At 43.9% G+C, this 24,318-nt stretch carries 28 protein-coding genes; 1 reads left to right on the top strand and 27 read right to left on the bottom strand.

The window, feature by feature from the left end:
• Positions 1-43: 43 nt before the first annotated feature.
• The 10 genes from panD to JV16_RS09830 form a co-directional block, all read right to left on the bottom strand.
• Positions 44-427 (bottom strand): aspartate 1-decarboxylase, encoded by a 384-nt coding sequence (panD, locus tag JV16_RS09875; protein WP_009373643.1) that lies wholly within the window; start codon positions 425-427, stop codon positions 44-46.
• A gap of 12 nt (positions 428-439) precedes the next feature.
• On the bottom strand, positions 440-1,288 hold the full coding sequence (panC, locus tag JV16_RS09870) for a pantoate--beta-alanine ligase (RefSeq protein ID WP_021094984.1): 849 nt from the start codon (positions 1,286-1,288) through the stop codon (positions 440-442).
• Between the two features lies 1 nt (position 1,289).
• Complete coding sequence (gene panB, locus JV16_RS09865) at positions 1,290-2,120, bottom strand: 3-methyl-2-oxobutanoate hydroxymethyltransferase (RefSeq protein WP_021094985.1); 831 nt, start codon at positions 2,118-2,120, stop codon at positions 1,290-1,292.
• A 225-nt stretch (positions 2,121-2,345) separates the two neighbouring features.
• The gene (locus JV16_RS09860; RefSeq protein WP_021094986.1) at positions 2,346-3,326 is read right to left on the bottom strand and encodes a bifunctional biotin--[acetyl-CoA-carboxylase] synthetase/biotin operon repressor; all 981 of its coding nucleotides are present in this window, start codon (positions 3,324-3,326) and stop codon (positions 2,346-2,348) included.
• The gene (locus tag JV16_RS09855; RefSeq protein WP_035063236.1) at positions 3,296-4,489 is read right to left on the bottom strand and encodes a CCA tRNA nucleotidyltransferase; all 1,194 of its coding nucleotides are present in this window, start codon (positions 4,487-4,489) and stop codon (positions 3,296-3,298) included. The genes JV16_RS09860 and JV16_RS09855 overlap by 31 nt, the downstream gene beginning before the upstream one ends.
• Positions 4,489-5,619: an N-acetyl-alpha-D-glucosaminyl L-malate synthase BshA gene (gene bshA / locus JV16_RS09850; protein ID WP_021094988.1), complete on the bottom strand. Its 1,131-nt coding sequence runs from the start codon at positions 5,617-5,619 to the stop codon at positions 4,489-4,491. Before bshA ends, JV16_RS09855 begins: the two co-directional genes overlap by 1 nt.
• On the bottom strand, positions 5,616-6,308 hold the full coding sequence (gene bshB1, locus JV16_RS09845; protein WP_167333731.1) for a bacillithiol biosynthesis deacetylase BshB1: 693 nt from the start codon (positions 6,306-6,308) through the stop codon (positions 5,616-5,618). Before bshB1 ends, bshA begins: the two co-directional genes overlap by 4 nt.
• The gene (gene mgsA, locus JV16_RS09840; protein ID WP_042535577.1) at positions 6,308-6,715 is read right to left on the bottom strand and encodes a methylglyoxal synthase; all 408 of its coding nucleotides are present in this window, start codon (positions 6,713-6,715) and stop codon (positions 6,308-6,310) included. Before mgsA ends, bshB1 begins: the two co-directional genes overlap by 1 nt.
• A gap of 13 nt (positions 6,716-6,728) precedes the next feature.
• On the bottom strand, positions 6,729-7,523 hold the full coding sequence (gene dapB, locus JV16_RS09835) for a 4-hydroxy-tetrahydrodipicolinate reductase (RefSeq protein WP_042535575.1): 795 nt from the start codon (positions 7,521-7,523) through the stop codon (positions 6,729-6,731).
• Entirely contained in the window at positions 7,520-7,852 is a 333-nt protein-coding gene (locus tag JV16_RS09830; RefSeq protein WP_021094990.1) for a nucleotide pyrophosphohydrolase, read from the bottom strand. The genes dapB and JV16_RS09830 overlap by 4 nt, the downstream gene beginning before the upstream one ends.
• Positions 7,853-7,970: 118 nt before the next feature.
• Here JV16_RS09830 and JV16_RS09825 point away from each other — a divergent pair, with 118 nt between their 5' ends.
• Positions 7,971-8,831, top strand: a complete 861-nt coding sequence (locus tag JV16_RS09825) for a YitT family protein (RefSeq protein WP_035063237.1) — start codon at positions 7,971-7,973, stop codon at positions 8,829-8,831.
• Positions 8,832-8,853: 22 nt separating this feature from the next.
• On the opposite strand, the gene ypjB is transcribed toward JV16_RS09825, so the two are convergent.
• The 17 genes from ypjB to trpE form a co-directional block, all read right to left on the bottom strand.
• Entirely contained in the window at positions 8,854-9,627 is a 774-nt protein-coding gene (gene ypjB / locus JV16_RS09820; protein ID WP_021094992.1) for a sporulation protein YpjB, read from the bottom strand.
• A gap of 66 nt (positions 9,628-9,693) precedes the next feature.
• On the bottom strand, positions 9,694-10,263 hold the full coding sequence (gene lhaT / locus JV16_RS09815) for a lipoprotein heptaprenylglyceryl N-acetyltransferase LhaT (RefSeq protein ID WP_021094993.1): 570 nt from the start codon (positions 10,261-10,263) through the stop codon (positions 9,694-9,696).
• 57 nt (positions 10,264-10,320) lie between these two features.
• Positions 10,321-11,088, bottom strand: a complete 768-nt coding sequence (locus tag JV16_RS09810) for a menaquinol-cytochrome c reductase cytochrome b/c subunit (protein WP_021094994.1) — start codon at positions 11,086-11,088, stop codon at positions 10,321-10,323.
• A 25-nt stretch (positions 11,089-11,113) separates the two neighbouring features.
• A complete protein-coding gene (gene qcrB / locus JV16_RS09805; RefSeq protein ID WP_006319468.1) occupies positions 11,114-11,788 on the bottom strand; it encodes a menaquinol-cytochrome c reductase cytochrome b subunit in 675 nt (224 codons plus the stop codon).
• Between the two features lie 3 nt (positions 11,789-11,791).
• Positions 11,792-12,301: a Rieske (2Fe-2S) protein gene (locus JV16_RS09800; RefSeq protein WP_021094995.1), complete on the bottom strand. Its 510-nt coding sequence runs from the start codon at positions 12,299-12,301 to the stop codon at positions 11,792-11,794.
• A gap of 129 nt (positions 12,302-12,430) precedes the next feature.
• Positions 12,431-12,865 carry a YpiF family protein gene (locus tag JV16_RS09795; protein WP_021094996.1) on the bottom strand — a complete coding sequence of 145 codons (435 nt, stop codon included), beginning with the start codon at positions 12,863-12,865 and terminating at the stop codon, positions 12,431-12,433.
• 105 nt (positions 12,866-12,970) lie between these two features.
• A complete protein-coding gene (locus tag JV16_RS09790; protein ID WP_021094997.1) occupies positions 12,971-13,495 on the bottom strand; it encodes a ReoY family proteolytic degradation factor in 525 nt (174 codons plus the stop codon).
• Between the two features lie 31 nt (positions 13,496-13,526).
• Positions 13,527-14,780 carry a tetratricopeptide repeat protein gene (locus tag JV16_RS09785; protein WP_042535573.1) on the bottom strand — a complete coding sequence of 418 codons (1,254 nt, stop codon included), beginning with the start codon at positions 14,778-14,780 and terminating at the stop codon, positions 13,527-13,529.
• Between the two features lie 89 nt (positions 14,781-14,869).
• Entirely contained in the window at positions 14,870-16,156 is a 1,287-nt protein-coding gene (gene aroA / locus JV16_RS09780) for a 3-phosphoshikimate 1-carboxyvinyltransferase (RefSeq protein WP_042535571.1), read from the bottom strand.
• 14 nt (positions 16,157-16,170) lie between these two features.
• A complete protein-coding gene (locus tag JV16_RS09775; RefSeq protein ID WP_042535569.1) occupies positions 16,171-17,274 on the bottom strand; it encodes a prephenate dehydrogenase in 1,104 nt (367 codons plus the stop codon).
• On the bottom strand, positions 17,256-18,371 hold the full coding sequence (gene hisC, locus JV16_RS09770; RefSeq protein ID WP_021095001.1) for a histidinol-phosphate transaminase: 1,116 nt from the start codon (positions 18,369-18,371) through the stop codon (positions 17,256-17,258). Before hisC ends, JV16_RS09775 begins: the two co-directional genes overlap by 19 nt.
• Entirely contained in the window at positions 18,313-19,155 is an 843-nt protein-coding gene (trpA, locus tag JV16_RS09765; protein WP_021095002.1) for a tryptophan synthase subunit alpha, read from the bottom strand. Before trpA ends, hisC begins: the two co-directional genes overlap by 59 nt.
• The gene (trpB, locus tag JV16_RS09760; RefSeq protein ID WP_042535567.1) at positions 19,152-20,348 is read right to left on the bottom strand and encodes a tryptophan synthase subunit beta; all 1,197 of its coding nucleotides are present in this window, start codon (positions 20,346-20,348) and stop codon (positions 19,152-19,154) included. The genes trpA and trpB overlap by 4 nt, the downstream gene beginning before the upstream one ends.
• Positions 20,342-20,977 carry a phosphoribosylanthranilate isomerase gene (locus JV16_RS09755; RefSeq protein WP_042535565.1) on the bottom strand — a complete coding sequence of 212 codons (636 nt, stop codon included), beginning with the start codon at positions 20,975-20,977 and terminating at the stop codon, positions 20,342-20,344. The genes trpB and JV16_RS09755 overlap by 7 nt, the downstream gene beginning before the upstream one ends.
• Positions 20,974-21,735: an indole-3-glycerol phosphate synthase TrpC gene (gene trpC / locus JV16_RS09750; protein WP_021095005.1), complete on the bottom strand. Its 762-nt coding sequence runs from the start codon at positions 21,733-21,735 to the stop codon at positions 20,974-20,976. The genes JV16_RS09755 and trpC overlap by 4 nt, the downstream gene beginning before the upstream one ends.
• On the bottom strand, positions 21,728-22,738 hold the full coding sequence (trpD, locus tag JV16_RS09745) for an anthranilate phosphoribosyltransferase (RefSeq protein WP_021095006.1): 1,011 nt from the start codon (positions 22,736-22,738) through the stop codon (positions 21,728-21,730). Before trpD ends, trpC begins: the two co-directional genes overlap by 8 nt.
• Positions 22,731-24,236: an anthranilate synthase component I gene (gene trpE / locus JV16_RS09740; RefSeq protein ID WP_021095007.1), complete on the bottom strand. Its 1,506-nt coding sequence runs from the start codon at positions 24,234-24,236 to the stop codon at positions 22,731-22,733. The genes trpD and trpE overlap by 8 nt, the downstream gene beginning before the upstream one ends.
• Positions 24,237-24,318: the final 82 nt, after the last annotated feature.

The following is a 24,318-nucleotide window of genomic DNA, read 5'->3' as shown; positions in this document are numbered from 1 at the left end:
ACCTCACATGTATAACAAACAAAAAGAGGCGGCATGGCTCCCGTTATAAAACGGTCGCCGCCGGCTCTTGAACAATAAGCTCTTTAATGCGATTATGCTCGTCCATAATCGCGATTTTCGGACGGTGTGAAGCGACTTTTTCTTCTGGTACGAGCACATATGAAATGACGATAATGACATCGTCTTTTTGAACGAGACGAGCTGCTGCCCCGTTCAAACAAAACACGCCGCTCCCTCTTTCGCCTGGAATAATATATGTTTCAAATCGTGCACCGTTATTGTTATTTACAATTTGCACTTTTTCATTTGGAACCATGCCGACTGCATCTAAAATATCTTCATCGATCGTAATGCTGCCAACATAGTTTAAATTCGCTTCTGTCACGCGAGCACGGTGAATTTTAGCGTTCATTAATGTGCGAAACATGATGTTTCCCCCTTATTGTACGTTCATAACGATATTATCAATCAAACGAGCGTTTGTAAACCGCACAGCGAGCGCAATAATGATATTTCCTTGCAACGTTTGAATTGGCTTTAATTCAGGATACGAATACATTTCAACATAATCAATCACACCGCTTGTATGTTGTTCGATATGATGCACAATGGCTTGTCGTACCTTCTCTACGTTGCGTTCCCCAGCTTCGATGCATGCTTTTCCTTTTTGTAAAGCAGCATATAATGCAGGGGCTTCTTGTCGCTCACGCTCGCTTAAATATACGTTGCGCGAGCTTTTAGCAAGTCCGTCCTCTTCACGAACGGTCGGAACGACAATTAACTCAATCGGAAAATGAAAATCCCGAATAAGCCCATCGATCACAGCGACTTGTTGTGCATCTTTCATTCCGAAATAGGCGCGATGTGGCATGACAATATGAAATAGTTTCGTCACAACCGTCGCAACACCATCAAAATGACCTGGGCGCGATTTTCCACAAAGCACATCGACGCGCTCATGCACTTTCACCGTCACAGATGGCTCGTGTGGGTACATTTCATCGACGGATGGATAAAAAACAATGTCGACACCTGCCTGTTTAGCCATTTCACAATCGCGTTCAAAATCGCGCGGATAACGATCAAAGTCTTCATTTGGTCCGAATTGGAGCGGATTGACAAAAATACTTAAAACAACGATGTCATTTTCTTGGCGTGCTCGTTTTAATAATGCGACATGCCCTTCATGTAAATAACCCATCGTCGGTACAAAACCGATTGTTTTTCCTTTTTGTCGTTCAGCAATGATATGCGCTTGCATTTGCTTAATTTTTTCAATGATAACCACCTTATTTCCCTCCATACAATGCAATCCATTGTTGCTCGTTCATCGTAAATGATTGTTCATCGCTCGGGAATTGACGTGTTTTGACGTCAGCAACATACTCGGCAAGCGCTTGTTGCATCGTTTGTTGAACGTTCGCATATTGTTTAACAAACTTTGGCACACGGTCTACACCATATCCAAGCACATCGTGATAAACGAGCACTTGTCCGTCAGTACCAACTCCCGCTCCAATGCCAATCGTCGGAATCGTTAGTTGTTTCGTGATCGCCTCTCCAAGTTGTTTCGGCACACATTCTAACACGAGCGCGATCGCTCCTGCTTGCTCACACGCTTTCGCTTCTTCTAAAAGACGCTTTGCACTTTCGGCATCTTTTCCTTGCACTTTATATCCTCCTAATACGCCGACCGATTGTGGCGTTAAGCCGAGATGGGCAACAACAGGAACGCCCATTTCTGTTAAAGCAGAAATGACTTGCAATACGGAACCTGCTCCTTCTACTTTTACAGCATTTGCACCGGATTGTTGCATGATCGCTTTTGCATGTTGCAAAGCGTCGTTCACCGTACTATAAGACATAAAAGGCATGTCTGTGACGATAAACGTATTCGGTGCACCACGTCGAACAGCTTTCGTATGATGAATCATATCTTCAACTGTTACAGGGATCGTTGAGTCGTATCCTAATACGACCATGCCGAGCGAGTCGCCAACTAAAATCATATCAACACCGGCCGCTTCAGCAAGCTTGGCTGACGGATAATCGTAAGCCGTCAGCATAACGATTGGCTCGTGATTTTTTTTCATGCGAAGAAAATCTAATTTTGTTTTCATATACATCCTCCTCTCATATGCAGAGGAAATGGACAAAAAAAGCCTTCTTTCTGCCAACATCGAGAAAGAAGGACTTTTTGTTTCGCTCCATCCCTCTGTCCCCGTCCGCTTCATCGGATCAAGGCAGAAATCATTTTCAACGTATCGTCCATGCGTGGTGCAGTTCTTACAAAGATACTGCCCAATTTCAACCGCTTTCATTTTAACAAATATTTCGAAATTTTCCTACTGTTTTTTTATTTCAATATCTGCTGAGTAAATGTAATGAATCGCTCCGTCTTCTGTTTGTACTTTTAATGTCCCCGAATCTGTAATGCCAAGTGCAACACCGCGAATCGCTCCGTTTAGCGTACGCGCTACAATTTGTTGACCAATCGTTACCGCATAACCTTCCCACAACAGTTTAATTGGTAAAAATCCGTGCTGTAAATATTGTTCATATAACTGTTCTAATTTTTGCAATAACGTTTGAACAATTTTCGGACGATGAAACGTTCGTCCTGTTTCGATCGCAAGCGATGTCGCAATCGAGGCAATATCGCTTGGAAATTGTGTTTGATTGACGTTCATGCCAATGCCGACGATGACCGCCCGCACTTGATCGGGATCCGCTTGCAATTCTGTTAAAATGCCCACAACTTTTTTCCCGTTGATTAATACATCGTTTGGCCATTTAATGTCTGGTACGATGCTTGTTACTTCTTGAATCGCTTGGGCAACCGCAACGGCAACTAAAAGCGTCAGCTGAGGTGCTTGTTGTGGCGGAACGGACGGACGTAAAATGACGCTCATCCAAATGCCTGTTCCTTTCGGTGAATGCCATGATCGGTTTAAACGTCCTCTTCCTGCTGTTTGTTCCTCAGCAATGACAATCGTTCCTTCTTCGGCACCTTCGTGCGCAAGTTGATGGGCTAATTGTTGCGTGGATGGCACGCTTTCTTGATCGTATACGTTCCAACCAAAACGTTTCGTTTTTAACCCAAGTTGTAATTCATTCGCGTTCAGTTTGTCAGGCATTTGTTTTAGGCGATAGCCGAGCCTTCGAACAGCTTCGACCTCAAACCCTTCTTTTCTTAAGTCTTCAATATGTTTCCAAACTGCTGTTCGTGAGCAACCGAGCAGCTCGCTAATTTTTTGTCCCGATAAAAATGACTCGCCTGCTTCTGTAAATAGTTTCAATAGTTGTTTTCTCGTCTCTGATTGCACACCGCCCACTCCTTTAACTTCTCTTTCTCGTTTTCCACTTGACGATGCAGTACGGCACGCTCGATATTTTCAATCATTTCAGCTAACCACGGACCGGATTTTCTTTCGAATAACGCAAGCAAATCGTGACCGTTGATCGCAAGCTCTTTCCGATCACGAATCGGCAACGCTTCCCACTGTTTCATTAACAGAGACACATGCGGTTCGTCACCATAAAGCGCTGCGCGTGTACGCTCGATATGCGGAATGTACGGTCCGTACTCATACAGTGCATCGATTGTCCAATCCGCAAGAGAACGAATATGTTCGAGCGCTTTTAAACAAATCGAAACGTCGCGAATGAGGTGGTTTGGCAATTTCCATTTTTTCAATTGTTGGTTGTCAAAATGGACGACAAATGCTAATCGCGCCCACGCTTCAATGCGATGAGCTGGCACAAGTGAAGAAGCACCGAGTTGAGCAAGCTCTCCTTTTTTTGTCGCAAGCTCAGGCAAGTACAAAAATAAATTCGTTTCCATTAAAAGCTCGATCGCTTTAGACATGAACGGGCCGAGCAACAACTTTTCGAATTCAACCGCTATGCGCTCAACTGCAATATGTTGTAATAAATGACCGTATTGCATGATCGCTTGTTTTGTCCCTGTTGATAAAGAAAAGCCCAGCTGACTAACAAATCGAAGCGCGCGCATCATTCGCAACGCATCTTCGTTAAATCGCTCTGCGGCATCGCCAACTGTTTCGATGATGCGTCGTTTTAACGCTTCGATTCCGCCAAACGGATCGATCATCTCACCGTGTTCATTCATCGCAATGGCGTTCATCGTAAAATCCCGTCGCTGCAAATCTTCATAAAGAGAACGAACAAACGTGACGTCTTTCGGTCTTCGATAATCTTCGTAACGCCCCTCTTTTCGAAATGTCGTCACTTCATATGAAATGCCGCGCTCAATGACCATCACTGTTCCGTGAGCAATACCAACGGGGACGGTTTTCGGGAAGATGGCCATCACTTCTTGCGGGTGGGCGGATGTCGCAATATCAATATCTCCGATTGGTCTTTGCAATATGTAGTCACGAACTGCGCCGCCGACAAAATACGCTTCATGCCCGTGACGTTTTAATGTTTCAATGACAGAAAGCGCCTGTTGAAATTGTTCGTTCATCATTCATCCCCTTTAAGTTGAAAATAAATGTGTTCATATTGTGCCACAATTCGCTCGGAATAAAATTTTTCATACACCGTTTCATACGCCTTTTGTCCCATCGTTTCCCGAAGATCTTCATCCGTCAATAAGCGAACCGTGTGATGCGCCGCTTCGTTTATATCACCGAGCGCACATAAAAAGCCGTTTTTTCCATCTTCAATCACTTCAGGAATGCCGCCAATCGCAGTTCCTACACAAGGAACGCGACAAGCCATCGCTTCAAGCAAGACGAGACCGAAACTTTCTTTTTCTGACAATAACAATTTTACATCGCTCATTGAATATAACTCCGCTAAGTTTTCTTGTTTTCCTAAAAAACGAACGTGATCGCATAGTTTTAATTCTTTTACAAGGCGACAAACGACCGTCATTTCCGGTCCATCGCCGACAAGAAGCAATTTCGCAGGGACTTGTTTCACGACGAGCGCAAACGTGCGAACGACATCGCATACCCGCTTCACTTTACGAAAATTCGAAACGTGAATGATCACTTTTTCATGCGGGGCGATGCCGTATTGACGACGAAGTTCATCATTTCGCTGTTTGCTGTATACACGTTCATCAACGAAGTTGTACACCGTTTGAATTGGCTTTTGTACGTCAAGTAGCTCATACGTTTGAATCGCTAACGCATTCGATACCGCCGTTACAACATCTGATTGTTCAATGCCAAATTTAATTAAGTCGCTTAATGACGGGTCGTATCCAAGAACGGTAATATCTGTCCCGTGTAGCGTCGTCACAATTTTCAAATGGTCGCCGACCATTTGTTTTGCTAAAAAGGCGCAAAGGGCGTGCGGAACAGCGTAATGTGCATGAATAATATCTAGCTGCTCCCGCTTTGCCACTTCCGCGATTTTGCTCGCCAACGCTAAATCGTATGGCGGATATTGAAATACAGAATACTGATTGACTGTCACTTCATGATAATAAATGTTTGGATACACTTTATTTAGCCGAAACGGAATGCTTGAAGAAATAAAATGAATATCATGACCGCGTTCGGCAAGCATTTTTCCTAATTCCGTCGCAACGACTCCAGAGCCGCCGACTGACGGATAACAAACAATTCCTATTTTCAGTTTCATCGTTCTTCCCCTAACAAGTCATGTGCAAGTATAAGTGGTTTTTTTGAAATAAATCCTTCCGCAAACGAAACACCAACTTCTTTTCCGAACAATCGCTCGCGGCTTTCAACGGTTTCAATATAGCCGTTTGTTAACGGTGTGTCAACTGAACCGCTCATTCGTTCAAACTGGCTTTCATATGCTCGTAAACTCGCCAATTTTTTGTCGATCGTATCGCTAATATCAACGACAAAATGAGGGCGATGAAATCCGTTAATCATATAAAAATAAACCGCTTGCACGCGATGAGGGGGAAGTTCTCCGTAACGGCGAATAGCGGCTGAAAACACCGCTTCTTCCACTAACTTCGCACATTGTCCATGATCGGGATGGCGATCTTCCCAATATGGTGCAAATACGATGCGCGGCCGATACGTACGAATGACAGTCACGATCGGATCAATATGCTCCTTTTGGATCGTTAATCCTCGATCAGGAAGTTTTAGCTGTATGCGCGTGCGAACGCCGAGAATGTCGGCTGCCCGCTTCGCCTCTTGTTGCCGAATATGTACGGTTCCGTTCGATGAAAGTTCTGCTAGCGTCAAATCGCATATGCCGATGTCATATCCTTGTTGGGCGTATTTCGCAATCGTCCCACCCATTCCGATCTCTACGTCGTCCGGATGGGCGCCAAACGCTAACATATGCATTATTGTTTTCCTCTCTTCACAATATTTCGCCATGCAAAATCGCCACGCTCTAAACCGTGTATGAGCACCTCAGCTGTTCCCATGTTCGTCGCTAACGGAATGGCATACACGTCACAAAGGCGAATGAGCGCGCTCACATCTGGTTCATGTGGTTGGGCAGTCAACGGATCGCGAAAAAAAATAACCATATCCATATCGTTATTTGCAATCATCGCACCAATTTGTTGATCGCCGCCAAGCGGGCCAGATTGAAAACGGTGAACAGAAAGACCGGTCGCCTCTTGAATACGCAATCCTGTCGTACCTGTCGCATATAACTCATGTTCCGCTAAAATATGTTGATAAGCTGTCACAAATTGTACCATGTCTTCTTTTTTCTTGTCGTGCGCAATTAATGCAATTTTCATTGTCCTCGCCTCCTTATTCAATTAAATGCTCTAATCCATATACGAGCGTTTCTAGCTTCATCACCGTTTCAACAGCAAAGCGAACGCCTGACATAAATGACGCGCGGTTAAACGAATCGTGACGAATCGTAAGCGTCTGTCCATCGCCACCAAAAATGACTTCTTGATGCGCCACAAGCCCCGGCAAGCGAACGCTATGAATGCGCATGCCGTCATATAATGCACCGCGGGCACCTTCAATCGTCTCTTTCTCAGCTGGATGCCCTTGCATGAATGAAGAACGCACTTGTTGAATGAGCTGGGCCGTTTTTAACGCTGTCCCTGATGGGGCATCAAGCTTTTGATCGTGATGAAGTTCAATGATTTCCACGTGAGGAAAATATTTGGCCGCCATTTGTGCAAATTTCATCATTAAAATGGCACCGATAGCAAAGTTTGGCGCAATGATTGCACCTATTTTTTTCTCTTCAGCAACTTGTGTTAAACGTGCGATATCATCTTCTGTAAATCCCGTCGTACCAACAACAGGCCGAACACCATAGCGCAATGCGATTTCTGTATGAAGTTTTCCGACTTCTGGCGTCGTTAAATCGATCACTACATCCGCTTGCACCGTTTGCAAGCACCGTTCTAAATCGGTAAAAATCGGCGCCTCTATCGCAGGAAAGCCGTCAAGTTCCGCTAACGTTTTTCCTTCATTCATTCGATCTACAACTGCCACGAGTTGAAAATGTTCTGTATGATGAACGAGAGAAACAGCCTCCCGTCCCATTCGTCCACGTGGTCCAGCAATGACAATTCGAATCATCGTTCCTCTTCCTTTCTTGTCCAACGATCGCGATCTCGCGTTTGAAATTTATGCATGACTGCATCATGTGCCTCTTGTAAATCGATATGTAACGAATTCGCCATGCATATAAGTACAAACAATAAATCGCCTAGTTCTTCTTGAATCGTTTTTTCTTGTTCCGTTTTCTTTTTTGGTTTTTCCCCATAATAATGGTTGACTTCACGAGCGAGCTCCCCCAATTCTTCTGTTAAACGAGCGAGCATCGCCAGCGGACTAAAATACCCTTCTTTAAACTGTCCGATGTATGCATCGACTTCTTGTTGTAGTTGCCGCATCGTTTTCTCCATTGCGATCACCTCTTACATTCATGTTAGCCAAAAGTGGGACATTTGACAAATGTTTTTGACGGGTATGCTGACATTCCTCTATAATAAAAAACGCAGTCATATTCAAGGGGTGAAGTTAATGAAGCTAAAAAACGTAGCATTTATTTTACTAGGTTCGGCCATTTTTGCGTTTGGACTTGTCCATTTCAATATGGAAAATAAATTAGCGGAAGGCGGGTTTACAGGAATTACGCTTCTTTTATACTTTTTGTTCGGGATCGATCCTTCGATTTCGAACTTAGTGTTAAATATTCCTCTCTTTTTTATCGGTTGGAAATTGCTCGGGCGAACGACGTTTTTTTATACGATTCTCGGAACGGTTAGTTTATCTGTCTTTCTTTGGATTTTTCAACGATACGGATTTCACATTCCGTTAAATAACGATCTCACGTTAGCTGCGTTGTTTGCAGGGGTATTTATCGGAGTCGGTCTCGGTATTATTTTCCGCTACGGAGGAACAACAGGTGGTGTCGATATTATTGCTCGACTCGTTTATAAATATAAAGGCATTAGTATGGGAAAAACGATGTTTCTATTTGACTCGTGCGTCATTTTTCTCTCGTTGCTTACGTATTTACCTTATCGTGAAGGGATGTATACGCTCGTTGCGGTGTTTGTCGGTGCGCGCGTCATCGACTTTTTACAAGAAGGAGCATATGCAGCAAAAGGGGCAACGATCATTTCTGAAAAAAGCGACTTAATTTGCGAAAAAATTATGACAGAAATGGAACGAGGGGTTACGATTTTAAAAGGAATCGGCTCTTACACAAAACGCGAGCGCGATGTTTTATATTGCGTTGTAGCGAAAAACGAATTATCGCGTTTAAAATCAATTATTACGTCCGTCGACCCGTATGCATTCGTTGCGATTAGCGATGTGCATGATGTGCATGGAGAAGGATTTACGTTAGATGAAAATAAACAACCGCTACATGAATAAAAGCGTCCGACGTTGGACGCTTTTATTGTTTATCCCTTACCATTTTTCGTTCTTTTTCACCACGGTATTTTCGCCACCCTACATACGTTAACGTCATCACGATCATGCCACCGATCGACGTCATCACCCACCAAAGTGAAGGAAGTGCCGTTTCTTTTTTTCCATCCGCAAACAACGCTTGCAAATCTTCTTCCATTTGCCGCAACTCTTTCATTCGCTCCGTTGCATGCAGTTGACGAAAAGCGGGTGCTTCCAAAAGGGAAATATGGGCAGATACACGTTGTACTTGTTCACGATCAGCGTTAATTTTCACGCTCGGTTCAATGAGTTGGTACCGTTGTAAAAATTGATGAAACGCCTGTTGAAACGATTGCTCGTCTTCTCGCTCCATCGCTTGCTTCATCTTGTCAAACGCGGACATGACAGCGTCTTTCATTTCTTTCCAAAGCGGTTGATGTTTGGCGTGAACAGCATCCACCGCAAGCCGAAATTGCGTCAATTGGTTAATTCGTTGTTCCATCGGTACACTTGATGCCGTGACCGCTTTCAACGCTTCTTCGTGTGTAGCTGTTAACACATATATGACATCCATCGAATGAATATCTTCACGAAATAAAGTGAATTGTTGTTCAAAGTATTCCAATAACTGCTTTGCTTCTTGCAAGCGGTCATTTTTTGTTAGCTGAAGCGCTTCGTCAGAAATTTGATCTAGTTTGTCCCATTCATGACCGGTTGCATATACTGTATACGGAAATAAATAAATGATGATAAACATCACGACGAGTCGAATGCGCATCTCCTTGTCCCTCCTTACGATCTTACTATTGAATATATGACCGTAAAAAGAGACATAGACCATGATTTATCGCCGACGTGAAAAAATGTAAGCCACAGCAATCGAAACGATGCTGAGCCAAAACGTAAAATAGCCAATTTGTAACGTATATTGCGCTAACATATGATATTGTGGCATCATGCCAAACACGTAATCGATGACGTCGTTATGCAACGTCCAAATCGCTGCGACAACAACATGAACGAACGACATTCGATAGTGTGGAGCATACAACAACGCTTGCACCGCCATCGCCCCGTGCGATATAACGAGCATCCATCCTGCCCAACCGAGTTGCCCGGTCACAACAAATACAAGCATATTCATCACAACAGCCCAAATGCCATATTTCACAAGCGTTACAACGGCTAACGCTTCCATAAACGGCCAATGCGTATGACGAAGCCATGCCATTAAAACAAATACGAAAAATAAGCTCGCTGTCGGACTATCTGGAACAAACGGAAGAAAGATCGTTGGCGTTTCCGACAATTGTGGTCCGTACCATATGTAACCGTAAATCGTCCCAATGACATTCACGATCAACAAAAGCATAAGAAACGAACGATGCATTAACAAAGTACGTATGTGTAGCATATATTGACCTCCCGTATGTACAAAAAAGCTGACTGATGTTCAGTCAGCTTTTACACATTATTCTGCTTTTAAACCGGCGACAAACTCTGCAAGTTTTTGCAATTCTTCATCTGTACCTTTGAAAATACCTGCAGGCATGCTCCCTTGACCATTTTTAACAATATTAATAACTTCTTCAGGAGATAATCCTGTGCCAACGAGCGATGGTGCCGCTGGGCCCCCTTGCAAGTTTTCACCGTGACATGTTAAACATGTATTTGCTTCTAAGATTTTATATCCTTCTGCATTTTTGTCAATGTCTACTTCCGCACGAATTTTTCCTTGCTCAGCCGCTGCTTCCCAGTCGTGCGTGACGACAGATTCCCATGTTAAGAAAATGATTGCCGCAAGCGTAAGCAACATCATCCCGACAGCAACTGGACGTTTTGATGGACGACGTTCTGGACCACGATCTAAAAACGGCGCAAGCAATAGCGCTCCAAACGCAAGCCCAGGAATAATAATCGCTCCAACAACTGTATATGGACCAGATGCAAACGAGTACTTCAATAGTTGGTATAAGAATAAGAAGTACCAGTCTGGAAGCGGAATATAACTTGTATCTGTCGGATCCGCAATTCGCTCAAGTGGCGACGGATGCGCAACGGTTAAACATAAAAAGCCGATTAAAAAGACGGAGCCGACCATCCATTCTTTTAATAAAAAGTTCGGCCAAAACGCCTCTGTTTTCCCCGGATATTCGGAATAGTCTTTCGGAATGTTCGGCTTGCGTACTGCAGGTACGCGCGAGTCGCCGACAAATTTCATCCCTTTTCCGCGATGCATAGTGTTCCCTCCCTTATGCTAAATTTTACAGTGGACCAGAAATTCCTTGTTTCCGAATCATTAAGAAGTGTGCAGCCATTAATCCTAATAACGCTCCAGGCAAGAAGAAGACGTGAATCGCAAAGAAGCGCGTTAACGTTTGTGCCCCAACGATTTCGTGATGACCCGCTAATAACGTTTTAATCGCTGGACCGATTACTGGTGTCGCCTCAGCAATTTGCAATCCTACTTTCGTCGCAAAGAGCGCTTTCATATCCCAAGGCAATAAGTAGCCTGTGAAACCAAGACCCATCATGACCATAAAAATAAGTACGCCAACGATCCAGTTTAATTCACGTGGCTTTTTGTAAGCACCTTGGAAAAATACGCGCAACGTATGTAAAAACATCATCACGATAACGAGACTTGCTCCCCAGTGATGCATGCCGCGCACAATTTGTCCAAAGGCTACTTCGTTTTGTAAGTAATAAACAGATTCCCAAGCGTTTTTAATATCTGGTACGTAATACATCGTTAAAAACATACCAGATAAAATTTGAATGACTGTCACGAAAAATGTTAATCCACCAAAGCAGTAAACAAAGGCAGAAAAGTGATGCGCAGGGTTTACGTGCTCTGGCACTTCATGGTCTGCGATATCGCGCCACAAAGGCGTAATATCTAGCCGTTCGTCAACCCAATCATAAATCTTATTAAGCATGTATTACGCCTCCCCTCGTGGTTTCGCTTTCCCTAAATACAACGTGCCATCTTTTACTTCGTACTCATATCGATGCAATGGAGCCGTTGGCGGTGTGTTCGGCACGTTCGTTCCGTCCTTTTCATATAAACCGTAGTGACAAGGACAGAAGAAACGGTTCGGATTGCTTTTTTCACCGTTCCAGTTTACCGTACAGCCAAGATGTGTACAAATTGGTGATAGCGCAACGATATCCCCTTTTTCATCTTTAAATACCCAAGCAGATCTTGGCTCTTCTGATTCGTACCACGCGTCTTTTACTTTTACTTTAAAGTCAAAGCGCTGTGGCTCTGTCGTAATGTCTTTTACTTGGGCAACCGCAACCATATCTTGCCCAGCTTCTTCTTTCAAGATCGGATCTAAGGCGAAGCGCACCATCGGTGATAAAATGCCAGCCGCCATAAATCCGCCTACACCTGTTAACGTGTAGTTTAAAAATTGCCGTCTTGACACGCGATGCTTTTTCTCGCTCATCGTTTTCCCCCCTCTATGCGAAGTTAAGTCCATCCGGACGAATTGTTATAACACATATATAAAACTAGGACAACCTAATGATATATCATGTTTCCACCAAGGTCAATATAATGATAGTGTAAACGCTATCTAATTTTTTAACGTCCATTTTGCGACTAACGCATCCATTACTTGTTCCACTTGTTGACGAGCAACTTTTTGCTTATATTCCTCATCCGCATGTTCAAGCGGAAGCGCTGGTACATAAATAAACGAATCATCAGCAACGTCCGCATGTGAAGTGACAAAACATACATGTTGAAATCCCGCTTGTTTAAGCACGTTTGTCCATTCATGCACGCGCGCTTGGATTTGTTCTTGTACGAAATATGTCAATGGTGGAAATAGCATCACCCTCCCTTTAAACTGTCGTTCTACTTCATTTGTAATAAACAACGTATGCTCGCTCATTTCAGCAAACGCTTTCATATTTGTGCTTCCTATCGGTATGCACGGAACGAGCGCTGTATCAACATACTCTTTTGCTTGATGATACGCATCTACATCTTTTGCTGTCCATTTCATTGAAACCACTCCTTATGTTTCCATCTTACACGAAACGCATATGTATTTTTTTGAACATTTTGTGAAAAATATATGCATCGTAAAAAGCGTTGCGAAACCACGAGGTTAACGCAACGCTTTTAATTGTTCGGTCAGCTCGCGAAATTTTTGTTCATCTTGCTGATCAAGCGCCTCGTCAATTAATCGCATAATTTTTTGCCGTTGAAAATGTTGAATCGATTGATGAACGATTGTTTCTACCAGTTGTTCATCTTGTTTATTCACCCGTTTTGGCATGTACGGATTTTCTTCAAGCACCGCCACATATTGTGGCGAATGAAAGGCCCCGCGAAAGTTTAATTGAATGTAAATGTCTTCATCGCGGTTTAACCGAATGTCGTGAAACGATTTTTCTGCATCCGTCGTGATGACGTTTTGCTTATAAAACCGAAACGGTACGTCGTCTACACAATGTGTCGACATCATCATGCCGCGCGGGCAATATTCAGCATGTTCTACAAAATGCACTTTTTCCATTAGCGCATCATGGCTAAGTAAATAGTTTAAAATCCATACACATTCGCGCCGTTTTAATTGGTAATTATTCAAAAACCAGCGCACGAACTCTTTTTTCTCCCGGACAGAAACCATTCCCTTTCCCCCTTGCATCCGAATGACATCTTCATTCAAATTGCAACATCATGTGGGCAATCTCTTCGTTTGTCGGATCAATACGCAATAGTTGTTCAAATATGTCTTTCGCCTTTTCTCTTCTCCCCTCCTCAAATAAAAAATAGCCAAAATCATATAAAAAGTTTGGGTCATCTTTAAAAAAAGTATATGCCTCTTCATAATGATTTAATGCCTGATCATACATTTCAAGCTTTTGCTTCGCTTTCGCAAGCTCCCACTCAAATTGCGGATCGTATTCCCCTTGATCGAGCGCTTGTTGAATGATACGGACGACATCTTCGTACCGTTCTTCGTGAAACAGCAAGCTTGTCTGTATGAACAACGCTTCTAAATAGCCTGGATCGATACGAAGCGCTTGCTCGATATACCCGATCGCTTCTTCCCGCTTCCCAAGCTTCAATGCAATTTTTCCAGCATATACGAGCAATTCTTTATTCCATTCATCAATCGTTAACCCTTCTTTTGCTATTTCGTAACTTTGTTGTATATCTCCTTCTTGTTCATACGATTTTGCTAAAAATAAATAAAGCGGCACGTATTCGCGATCAAGCGCCTTTAACTCACTTAGTTTGGCAATCGCTGTTTTATATGCTTCCGCTTGATATGCCGTAAATCCGTATTGGAATAACGTGTGAGCATCGAAACGTTCATTTAATGCTTGTTCATAATAAACCATCGCTTGTTCAAATTCACCTAGCAAACTATAGGCTTCCGCCATACGTTGAGCGAGCACTGTGCCTGCCATCGTCTTTGTTTGCTTCATGACTTGCTCATAATACGGCAAGCTTTTTTGATATTGTCCGCTCGTAAAATATAGCTCAGCTAACGCAAATTGAACAAGTGGTTCGTTTGGCATTTTTTCGTACGCTTTTAATAGTTTTTGTTCACTTACTTCATCTAATCCTTGCATTTGATAAAGATCCGCCATTAGCAAGCATGCGCGCACGTAATACGGATCGTCTTCTTCTATATCAATCAACAACTCAAGCGCTTCTTCCTCTTTATCCATTTCTGTATATATTTCTGCTAAAAAAAGTTGCAATTCACGTTCATCTGGATAGCGCGCAAGCAGCAGGTGAACGAGCGCTTCTGCTTCTTCTAAAAACCCCCATGAAAACAAGTGATCCGCTAGCATATATCGCTCTTCATCGCTTCCGTTTTGTTTCACTTGCTCCACAAGCGCTAACGCACGTTCAACGTCACCTTGTTCAACAAGTTGCACGATTTCATCTAGTTTTCCCATCAATCTCACCCTTATCATTCATATCGTCACGCTTTATCATACCATCGAACAAATAAGCATGCAAAAAAAGAAGCTGATCCATGATCGAATCAGCTTTGTAACATGCGGAGATGGTCAAAAAACGTCGGATATGACACCGCAATCGCTTCCGGACGTTGAAGAGTAACATGTCCTTTTGTGATGCACGATGCGATCGCTAACATCATGCCGATGCGATGGTCGCCATAACTATCGACGAGGACATCGTTCGCATGTAGCGGCGTTTTCCCATGAATAATCATTCCGTCTTCTGTCGCTTCAATGTGTGCGCCAAGCTTTCGCAATTCAGACACGACCGTCGCAATTCGATCTGTCTCTTTCACTTTCAACTCGCTCGCATCTGTAATGACTGTCGTTCCTTCTGCTTGCGTCGCCAAAAGAGCAATAATTGGAATTTCATCAATTAATCGAGGAATGATGTCACCACCAATATGCGTTGCCTTTAACGTCGATGTGCGAACAGTAATGTCAGCTACCGGTTCACTTTCTTCGTGGCGAACATTTTCAATGGAAATGTCTGCTCCCATATTTTTCAACACATCAATAATCCCTGTGCGCGTCGGGTTTATTCCGACATGCTTTAGCGTAATTTCGCTGTTTGGAACGATCGCACCAGCCACTAAAAAGAAAGCTGCTGAAGAAATATCTCCCGGCACTTCTATATCGATCGCGCGAAGCGTTTGCCGTCCTGTAATAGAGACGCTCAATCCGTCCACACACACCTCTGCACCAAATGCCCGCAACATTCGCTCGGTATGATCGCGCGATTGGTGTGGTTCGATTACTGTCGTCGTTCCGTCCGCATGCAATCCTGCAAGCAAAATGGCCGATTTCACTTGCGCGCTTGCAACTGGGGAATGATATGTGATGGGCTGGAGTTGTCCGCCACGTACCGCTAACGGTGTATATCGTCCTTGTTCCCTTCCATCGATGTGTGCGCCCATTTGTTTTAACGGTTTTGTGACACGATCCATCGGCCGTTTAGCAATCGAATCATCCCCAATTAAACAAGCATGAAACGGACAAGCAGCTAAAATCCCTAACAATAAACGGGTAGTTGTACCTGAGTTGCCGACGTTTAATATATGTGTAGGTTCTTTTAACCCGTCGATTCCTTTTCCTTCAATGATCACTTCATTTCCTTGTTGCGTAATGGCTACACCCATTTTCCGAAAACAATCGATGGTGCTTAAACAATCTTCCCCTGTTAAAAAGTTGGTCACCCGTGTCGTTCCATTCGCCAATGCTCCAAACATAACGGCACGGTGAGAAATGGACTTATCACCTGGAACAGCAATTTCTCCTCGTAATGCATGGACATTTGTTTTTAAATTCACAATCTCACCCTCTTTTACACAACATACGTTTCGTAGTTCGTATTCGCTTCGATGCAATGTTTCGCGCGTTGCCGATCATCGTCTGTTTGAAAACTTAAACGAAGCACGCCGTAAATATCTTCCCGCGTTTCGATGATGCGAATATTCGTAATGCTAATACGCTCTTTTGCCAAATAACCGGTAATTTCAGAAATAACCCCCGGATAGTCTGGCACATCAACATATAAATCGTAAAAGGAAGGAATCGCTCCTTTCGTTCGGACAGGCAGCCCATCACGAAACTGTTTCGCCTCACGAAAGTATTGATAAATCCGTTCGCTATCACCGTCCGCAACGTACGTACGAATTTTTTTCATTTCCTCTATCCAACGATCAAACAAATGTAGCAATTCCTCTTTATTATGTATGAAAATATCGCGCCACATTTCTGGGTTGCTAGAAGCAATGCGCGTAATATCACGAAAACCACCTGCCGCTAATCGACTCACAAGCTCATCTTCCCGTTCGTACTGTTGCGCTTGGTGAACGAGGCTTGCCGCAATGATGTGCGGAAAGTGGCTAATGACGCCAGCGATGCGATCATGTTCTTTCGGTGTTAATGTAACAAAGTGTGCTTTCGTTCCTTCAAGCCATCGCTTTAATCGCGTGATTTGTTCTTCTTTTACATGTTCTGTCGGTGTTAAAATGTAAAAGGCATTTTCGAACAAGTGTGCCCGCGCAGCCGCAACTCCGCTTTTATGTGAACCGGCCATCGGATGTCCGCCGATAAACGTGACTCCTTGTTCTAATAACGGCCATGCTTGTTTCACAATGCGCTCTTTCGTACTCCCAACATCTGTGACAATGACGTCTGGTCGTAAAGGAAGAGCGACTAATTCACGAAGCAATTGTTCCGTTTGGGCAACAGGTGCAGCAAGCACGATGACATCCGCCTCACAAGCCGCATGAGCAAACGACGGTACCGCTTCATCAATTACGCCAAGTGAGCGAGCCAAACGCAACGACTCGCCTGATACGTCATACCCAATCATTGTCGCGTCCGGATGCACCCGCTTGATCGCAAGCGCAATCGAACCGCCAATTAAGCCGAGACCGGCAATTAAAACGTTTCCTCGCAAAGTTTTTCCCTTCTTTCTTTCAACATGTTTGTTAACGCTCGGATGATCGTTTCGTTTTGTTCTGCCGATCCGACTGTAATGCGCACAGCTGTCGGAAAACCGAGAGCGCATCCTGAACGTACAATGATGCCACGTTGAAGCAAATACGTAAACACTTCATCACCGCTAAAGCCAAAATCAATTAAAATGAAATTTCCCTCGGACTTGTAGTAGTGCAAACCGTATTGATCACAAAAAGAATAAAATTCGTTTAACCCTTGTTTATTTTTTTGGACACATTGTTGAATAAATGTTTGGTCGTTTAATGCGGCTAATGCAGCGACTTGCGCAAGACGTGATGTATTAAATGGCTCGCGTGCTGGCTCCATCGCTTGTAACATATGCTCATGTCCAATGCCGTATCCGATACGAAGCGCGGCTAACCCGTATGCTTTTGAAAACGTGCGTAAAATCATTATATTTTCATATTGTTGAAGCAAAGAAACGGTATTTGGATAGTCATCCGCTTGCACGTATTCATAATACGCTTCATCGACAACGACGAGCACATGTTTCGGTACTTTTTCTAAAAATGCACGCAAAGAAGCGTCATTGACATACGTACCTGTCGGATTGTTTGGGCTACAAATCCAAACGACGCGCGTATCGTCATCGATCGCTTCAAGCATCGCTTCTAAATGATGATGTCCGTCTCGAAGCGGAATTTCACGCACTTCTGCACCTTCGATGATCGCGTTATGACGATATTGCGGAAACGTTGGTGTAGCCATCACCGTGTTCGTTCCTTTTTGTAAAAAAGCGCGACAAATCATTTGAACAACTTCATCCGACCCGTTTCCAAAAATGAGTTGCTTTTCATTGACGCCAACATGCTTAGCGAGCGCCTCGCGCAACGCTCGGCTATATCCGTCAGGGTACAACGCCAAATGAGCAAGCTCGGCAGTGATCGCTTGCTGAACGAGCGATGAGCAACCGTACGGATTTTCATTTGATGCTAACTTAATGACCGTTTCTAATTGATATTCGCGTTTTACTTCTTCAATCGGTTTGCCCGGTTGATACGGTTTTAGTTGTTTTAGTTGTTGTTTCACTTTCATTTTTTCTCACCCTCATTTTCAGTGGTTCAATGAGCGAAGCGACGTATTGTGAAAAAACGCGAAGCGCCTCTTGACGTGTATGCACATCGTTCAATTCGTCTTGAAGTTGTTCAATTTTTTGTACAATGGCGCTGCCGATGACGATTCCATCACATACATGCTGAAGTCGCTCCACTTGTTCTGCTGTCGAAATGCCGAATCCGACGACAACGGGAACACGGCTATATGATTTCACTTGTTGCAAAAATTCGTGCAATTTTGTCGGCAACGAGTCCCGAACACCTGTGACACCTAATGATGAAACACAATATAAAAACGATTGTGCTTTCGATGCAATCATCGCGATGCGTTCATTAGACGTTGGAGCGACAAGTGAAATATAAGGGATGTCGTACGTTTCGCCTAACGTTCTCATATGCTCGCTCTCTTCGAAAGGCAAATCTGGAATGAGCACACCGCTCGCACCGTTTTGTTGCGCTAAAGCAAAAAAGCGTTCTTCTCCTAATTGTAACACAGGATTATAATACGTAAAGACAATAATCGGAATTTTTACACCTTTTTTTCGCATTTGACCGATGAGAGTAAGCGCTTTTGTTAACGTCATGCCATTTTTCAACGCCCGACTCGCTGCTCGCTGAATAATCGGTCCGTCTGCAAGCGGATCAGAATAAGGAACGCCAAGCTCTAACATCGTTGCCCCTGTCTGCTCAAGAGCGATCGCTAAATCAATCGTCACTTCTTCACACGGATCGCCCGCCACGATAAATGGAATAAAATGTTTCATTCCTGTTCATCCCCTTCCAAATAGTTCATCACTGTCTGCACATCTTTATCCCCTCTTCCTGATAAACAAACGAGAATGATTTCCTCTCGTGAGCGAAGGGGAGCGATTTGAAACGCTTTGGCGAGCGCGTGTGCGGACTCGATAGCTGGGATGATCCCTTCCATTTCTGCTGTCATTTGAAGGGCAGCGATCGCTTCTTCATCTGTGACACTTTCATAGCGAACGCGTCCAATGTGTGCTAAATACGCATGCTCCGGTCCGACACCTGGATAATCTAAACCGGCTGAAATCGAATACGGTTCTGTAATTTGACCGTGCTCATCTTGCAATACGTATGTGAGCGAACCGTGAATGACACCTTTTGTTCCTTTTGTGATTGTGGCGGCGTGTTCCGTTGTATGCACACCTTTTCCAGCCGCTTCAACACCGATACATTCCACGTCATCGTCTAAAAATGGATGAAACATGCCGATCGCGTTACTCCCTCCACCAACACAAGCGATAATTGTATGAGGAAGTTTTCCTTCTGCTTTTAACATTTGTTCGCGCGCTTCTTCCCCGATAATGCGTTGAAATTCCCGTACCATCATCGGATACGGATGAGGTCCAACGACAGAGCCAATCATGTAAAAATGATCATCACAATGCTCGACCCAATAACGAATCGCTTCATTTGTCGCATCTTTTAACGTACGATTGCCACTTGTCACCGGAATGACTTGCGCACCAAGCAATTTCATGCGAAAGACATTTAATGCTTGCCGTTTCACATCTTCTTCGCCCATAAATACTTTGCATTCCATGCCAAAACGAGCGGCAACGGTCGCCGCAGCTACTCCATGTTGCCCTGCCCCTGTTTCAGCAATAATTTTTCGTTTTCCCATTCGTCTCGCTAACAACGCCTGACCAATGGCATTGTTAATTTTATGAGCACCTGTATGGTTCAAGTCTTCACGTTTAAAGTACATTTTCGCCCCGCCTAATCGTTCTGTCAAGTTTTTTGCAAACGTTAAAGCGGTCGGTCGTCCCGAATATTCATACAAATGACGCATATATTCAGCGTGAAACGAAGGATCCGCTAACGCTTCATATAATTGTTGTTCGATGTCAGCTAACGGACGCATTAATGTTTCAGGCACAAATTTTCCACCAAACATCCCAAAACGGCCACGTTCATTTGGTAATGTCAACATGTTTTCACCTTCTGTTCAATGGTTTTTATTTTTTGTTCACTTTTCCGCTCATTTTCTTCAATTCCGCTACTCATGTCTATCCCGAACGGCTCATACATCAACAACTGTTCGACGTTATCTGGTGTAATGCCTCCTGCAATGAAACAAGGTACACCTTGACGACTCGCTTCTTCCATGTAATAAGGAACAACGCGCCAATCAAACGAAATGCCTGTTCCACCCCACGCTCCTTTCCGACCGCTATCAATAACAAAACCGTCCGCGATTCCTTTCCAAGCGCGCATATATGTCCACGCCTCTGGAGCATGATGGATGACTTTCCAAACAGGAAGTTGGAACGTTTCTTTTAATTGCTTTACCGTTTGTATCGTCTCCATCCCATGACATTGAATGATCGATAAAGGAACGTGCGCAAGAACAGAAGCGACAGACGTCATTGTTGGATGAACGAAGACGCCAACAATTTGTTTCGTTTCTAGTTGAACGACAGATAGCCATCTTTTTACATGTTGCGGTTTGACCTTCCGCTTACTTTCAGCAAACACGAATCCGATGTAGTCTGCTTCGCTTTTTGCAACAAGTTGCACATCTTGCAACGAGCGATTGCCACAATATTTCAAAACGGTCATACACAACGCTCCCCAAACAATTCATAAACAGCCGCCCGAACATCTGGCTTGCGCATGAGCGCTTCGCCGACGAGCATCGCATGTGCACCTGCTTGTTGTACCGTCTGCACATCATCGAATGTGTGGATGCCGCTTTCACTAACAATGATGCAATTTGGCAATAGCGGAACGATTTGTTTTGTTACATGAAGCGATGTATGAAACGTCATTAAGTCACGGTTATTAATGCCGATCACTTTCGGTGTGAACCGTTTTAAAATGGCCTCTACCGTGTTTGGAGCATGCACTTCCACTAAACAGTGCAATCCCATTTCGTGCGCTTCTTCATATAATTCGTGTAAAACACTTGGATCGAGCGCCTCACCGATGAGCAAAATTGCATCTGCCCCAATACGGACACTTTCAACAAGCTGTTTGCGATCAATAATAAAGTCTTTACGTAAAACCGGTATTTGAATATGTTTTTTCACCTGCGTGACATATGAGCGATGACCAGCAAAATATCGTTCATCTGTTAATACAGACACAGCATCCGCACCTGCTTGTTCATATGCACGTGCAATATCAACGACATTCATATGTTGTCGAATGACGCCTTTCGACGGCGATGCTTTTTTCACTTCCGCAATTAACCCTAAAAAGCGATGCGGCTTTGCTAATGCGTCATAAAACGAGCGACGAGAAAATCGTTCGCACGGTTCTGGTAATTGTAACGATGCCACTTCTTCTCTTTTCGTTTGCAAAATCGTTTCAAGCATATAGTTCACCTCTTAATCTTTGTAAATACGCATATGCATTGCCGTTCTCAATCGCACGTTTTGCCATATTTACTCCATCTGAAATATTCGACACAACACCAGCGACATATAAAGCAACACCCGCATTTAGTAAAACAACATGAGTTGCACTTTCATTCGCGCAGTTTGCAAACACGCGCTCAATGAGTTGGGCACTTTCATCTACACTATGAACACATATGTCGGACAACCGCCCGCGCGGTAAACCTACATGTTCGGGAGCGATGATGCGTTCAATCATATGTCCGTTTTTTAGTTCAATGAGTTTTGTTTCGGCAGCAATGCTACATTCGTCTAAGCCGTCGCGGCTTGTAACGAATACGGCATGTTCGGTTCCGATTCGCCACAACGCTTCCGCCATTTTTCGCGCATCTTTTTCATCATGTACACCAATCACTTGTCGTTTCGGTTGAGCCGGATTAACGAGCGGTCCAAGCAAATTAAATACCGTTCGCATTTTTAAACTTTGACGAACAGGGGCAACGTGCTTCATCGCTTCGTGATAAAATGGAGCAAATAAAAAGACGAGTCGATGTGTACGCAACGCTTTTTTTGCTTCTTCTTCCGTTTTCGGCATCGGAATGTGAAAATGTTCAATGACATTTGCGCTTCCACTCTTTGATGAAACCGCCCGATTCCCATGTTTTGCAACTGCGACATCGAGCGAAGCAACAAGCAAAGCGACGGCTGTCGAAATGTTAAACGTCCCTTTTCCGTCTCCACCTGTTCCACACGTATCGATCACCGATTCCCCAAGGGAAACCGTCCGCATTCGGTCGCGCATCGCCTGAATAAAGCCGACAAGCTCATCGACCGTTTCACCGCGAAACCGTAATAAAGCTAAAAAAGCTGCCACTTGCTTTTCATCCACTTCCCCGCTCATCATCGCATGCATCGCTTCATACGCCTCATGCTCCGTTAACGTTTCGCTTCTCGCACATTTATGCAGCAACTGTTCAAACACGTTGTTCTCCTCCTTTAAATACGTGCTCTGCAAGCTGAATCGCATGAATTAAAGCGCTCGCTTTATTTCTCGTTTCTTTCCATTCTAGCTCGGGCAATGAATCAGCAACGACTCCCGCCCCTGCTTGCACATATGCTACTTTATTTTTTAACACCGCCGTTCGAATGGCGATGCACGAGTCAATATTGCCGTCGAAGCCGATATATGCAATCGCCCCTGCATATACGTTGCGTGCCGTCGGTTCTAACTCTTGAATAATTTGCATCGCACGAATTTTCGGTGCCCCGCTCACCGTTCCAGCAGGAAAAGCAGCGATTAACGCATCAAGCGGATGAACGTCTTTCCGAAGCGTTCCCGTTACTTTTGAAATTAAATGCATGACATGCGAGAACTTCCCCACTTGCATAAATTGCGGTGTACGAACCGTTCCATACATAGCGACGCGACCAATATCATTGCGGGCAAGATCGACAAGCATATAATGTTCCGCTCGCTCTTTTGGGTCATGAAGCAACTCATTCATAAGCACAGCATCTTCTCGTTCATCTTTTCCGCGACGACGCGTGCCAGCGATCGGATCGATCTCAAGTTCCCGATTTCGTACTTGGATGAGCTTTTCCGGAGAGCTGCCGATAATTTGTTCTTCACCGAGTTGTAAATAAAATAAATACGGCGATGGATTTAATAGACGCAATAATCGATATAGCTCAAGTCCATCAATGGACGTTTCGATCGCAAATCGTTGCGACAAAACCGTTTGAAACACATCTCCGCTTGCAATGTATGATTGAATGTTTTCCACCGCTTTATAAAACGTCTGTCGATCCATATTCGAATGAACACGATCAAACGAAACCGAAATATTTCGATCGAACATCATATGTGCTTGTTCATTACAGCCTTGAACCATTTTGCGCGCAAGCTCATCGATTGTTCGACATGCAGCTTCATACTTTTCTACTCGCTTTGCCTCGTCATCTGTTTCTTGTACACGCACATAATGGATAAGCAACAACTCTTTTTTTACATGATCAAACGCAAAAAGTGATTCACAAACGACGAAATGAACGATTTTCATTTGTAAATCGTTATACGCATGATAAGGAACTTTCTCAATAGAAGAAATAAAATCGTAGCTAATATAACCAACAGCTCCCCCACGAAATGGAACGTCTAATGATAACAGTTGAACGTGAAGATGTTGCTGCATAATAGCAAACGCCTCTTGAATCGTCCCGGTGCACGCTAACACTTGTTTTTGTTCTTTTACAAAAAATTGTTTGCCATCATCGCTTTCAATGGACATGAACGGCCGAATGCCGATGAATGAATAGCGAGACCAAGGCGACACGTCGTCTCCACTTTCAAGCAAAAAGGCTGCCTCATCGCGTAAAGACATAAATAGTTGAATCGGTTGAAGCGTGTCAGCGAAAAACCGACGCACAATCGGAATCGTCCGAAATTGGGAAGCTGTCTGCAAAAATGTAGATATATTCATGATCGTTCTCCTTTCTCGGAGAATGAACATGAGGGGAAACAAAGAGGAAACAAAAAAGCCTAAAGACGGGCAGTCTTTAGGC

The organism is Anoxybacillus ayderensis (assembly GCF_000833605.1).
In the GTDB taxonomy this organism is placed as follows: Bacteria; Bacillota; Bacilli; order Bacillales; family Anoxybacillaceae; genus Anoxybacillus; species Anoxybacillus ayderensis.
Note: the sequence above shows the minus strand (reverse complement) of the source record. Positions and strands in the feature narration are given on the sequence as shown.

Bases quoted from the DNA above. Each gene is read 5' to 3' on its own strand.
- JV16_RS09755 (WP_042535565.1), bottom strand. From the start codon at position 20,977: ATGACCGTTTTGAAATATTGTGGCAATCGCTCGTTGCAAGATGTGCAA.
- JV16_RS09855 (WP_035063236.1), bottom strand. From the start codon at position 4,489: ATGAACGAACAATTTCAACAGGCGCTTTCTGTCATTGAAACATTAAAA.
- JV16_RS09825 (WP_035063237.1), top strand. From the start codon at position 7,971: ATGAAGCTAAAAAACGTAGCATTTATTTTACTAGGTTCGGCCATTTTT.
- bshB1 (WP_167333731.1), bottom strand. From the start codon at position 6,308: ATGCATATGTTAGCGTTTGGCGCCCATCCGGACGACGTAGAGATCGGA.
- JV16_RS09830 (WP_021094990.1), bottom strand. From the start codon at position 7,852: ATGGAGAAAACGATGCGGCAACTACAACAAGAAGTCGATGCATACATC.
- JV16_RS09785 (WP_042535573.1), bottom strand. From the start codon at position 14,780: ATGGGAAAACTAGATGAAATCGTGCAACTTGTTGAACAAGGTGACGTT.
- bshA (WP_021094988.1), bottom strand. From the start codon at position 5,619: ATGAAACTGAAAATAGGAATTGTTTGTTATCCGTCAGTCGGCGGCTCT.
- trpA (WP_021095002.1), bottom strand. From the start codon at position 19,155: ATGAAACATTTTATTCCATTTATCGTGGCGGGCGATCCGTGTGAAGAA.
- lhaT (WP_021094993.1), bottom strand. From the start codon at position 10,263: ATGCTACACATACGTACTTTGTTAATGCATCGTTCGTTTCTTATGCTT.
- trpE (WP_021095007.1), bottom strand. From the start codon at position 24,236: ATGAATATATCTACATTTTTGCAGACAGCTTCCCAATTTCGGACGATT.
- panB (WP_021094985.1), bottom strand. From the start codon at position 2,120: ATGAAAACAAAATTAGATTTTCTTCGCATGAAAAAAAATCACGAGCCA.
- dapB (WP_042535575.1), bottom strand. From the start codon at position 7,523: ATGATTCGAATTGTCATTGCTGGACCACGTGGACGAATGGGACGGGAG.
- JV16_RS09800 (WP_021094995.1), bottom strand. From the start codon at position 12,301: ATGAGCGAGAAAAAGCATCGCGTGTCAAGACGGCAATTTTTAAACTAC.
- ypjB (WP_021094992.1), bottom strand. From the start codon at position 9,627: ATGCGCATTCGACTCGTCGTGATGTTTATCATCATTTATTTATTTCCG.
- JV16_RS09790 (WP_021094997.1), bottom strand. From the start codon at position 13,495: ATGGTTTCTGTCCGGGAGAAAAAAGAGTTCGTGCGCTGGTTTTTGAAT.
- trpB (WP_042535567.1), bottom strand. From the start codon at position 20,348: ATGTTGACATTACCAAATGAACGTGGCCGTTTTGGGATGTTTGGTGGA.
- mgsA (WP_042535577.1), bottom strand. From the start codon at position 6,715: ATGAAAATTGCATTAATTGCGCACGACAAGAAAAAAGAAGACATGGTA.
- trpC (WP_021095005.1), bottom strand. From the start codon at position 21,735: ATGCTTGAAACGATTTTGCAAACGAAAAGAGAAGAAGTGGCATCGTTA.
- JV16_RS09795 (WP_021094996.1), bottom strand. From the start codon at position 12,865: ATGAAATGGACAGCAAAAGATGTAGATGCGTATCATCAAGCAAAAGAG.
- panD (WP_009373643.1), bottom strand. From the start codon at position 427: ATGTTTCGCACATTAATGAACGCTAAAATTCACCGTGCTCGCGTGACA.
- hisC (WP_021095001.1), bottom strand. From the start codon at position 18,371: ATGAAAGTGAAACAACAACTAAAACAACTAAAACCGTATCAACCGGGC.
- JV16_RS09810 (WP_021094994.1), bottom strand. From the start codon at position 11,088: ATGCATCGCGGAAAAGGGATGAAATTTGTCGGCGACTCGCGCGTACCT.
- qcrB (WP_006319468.1), bottom strand. From the start codon at position 11,788: ATGCTTAATAAGATTTATGATTGGGTTGACGAACGGCTAGATATTACG.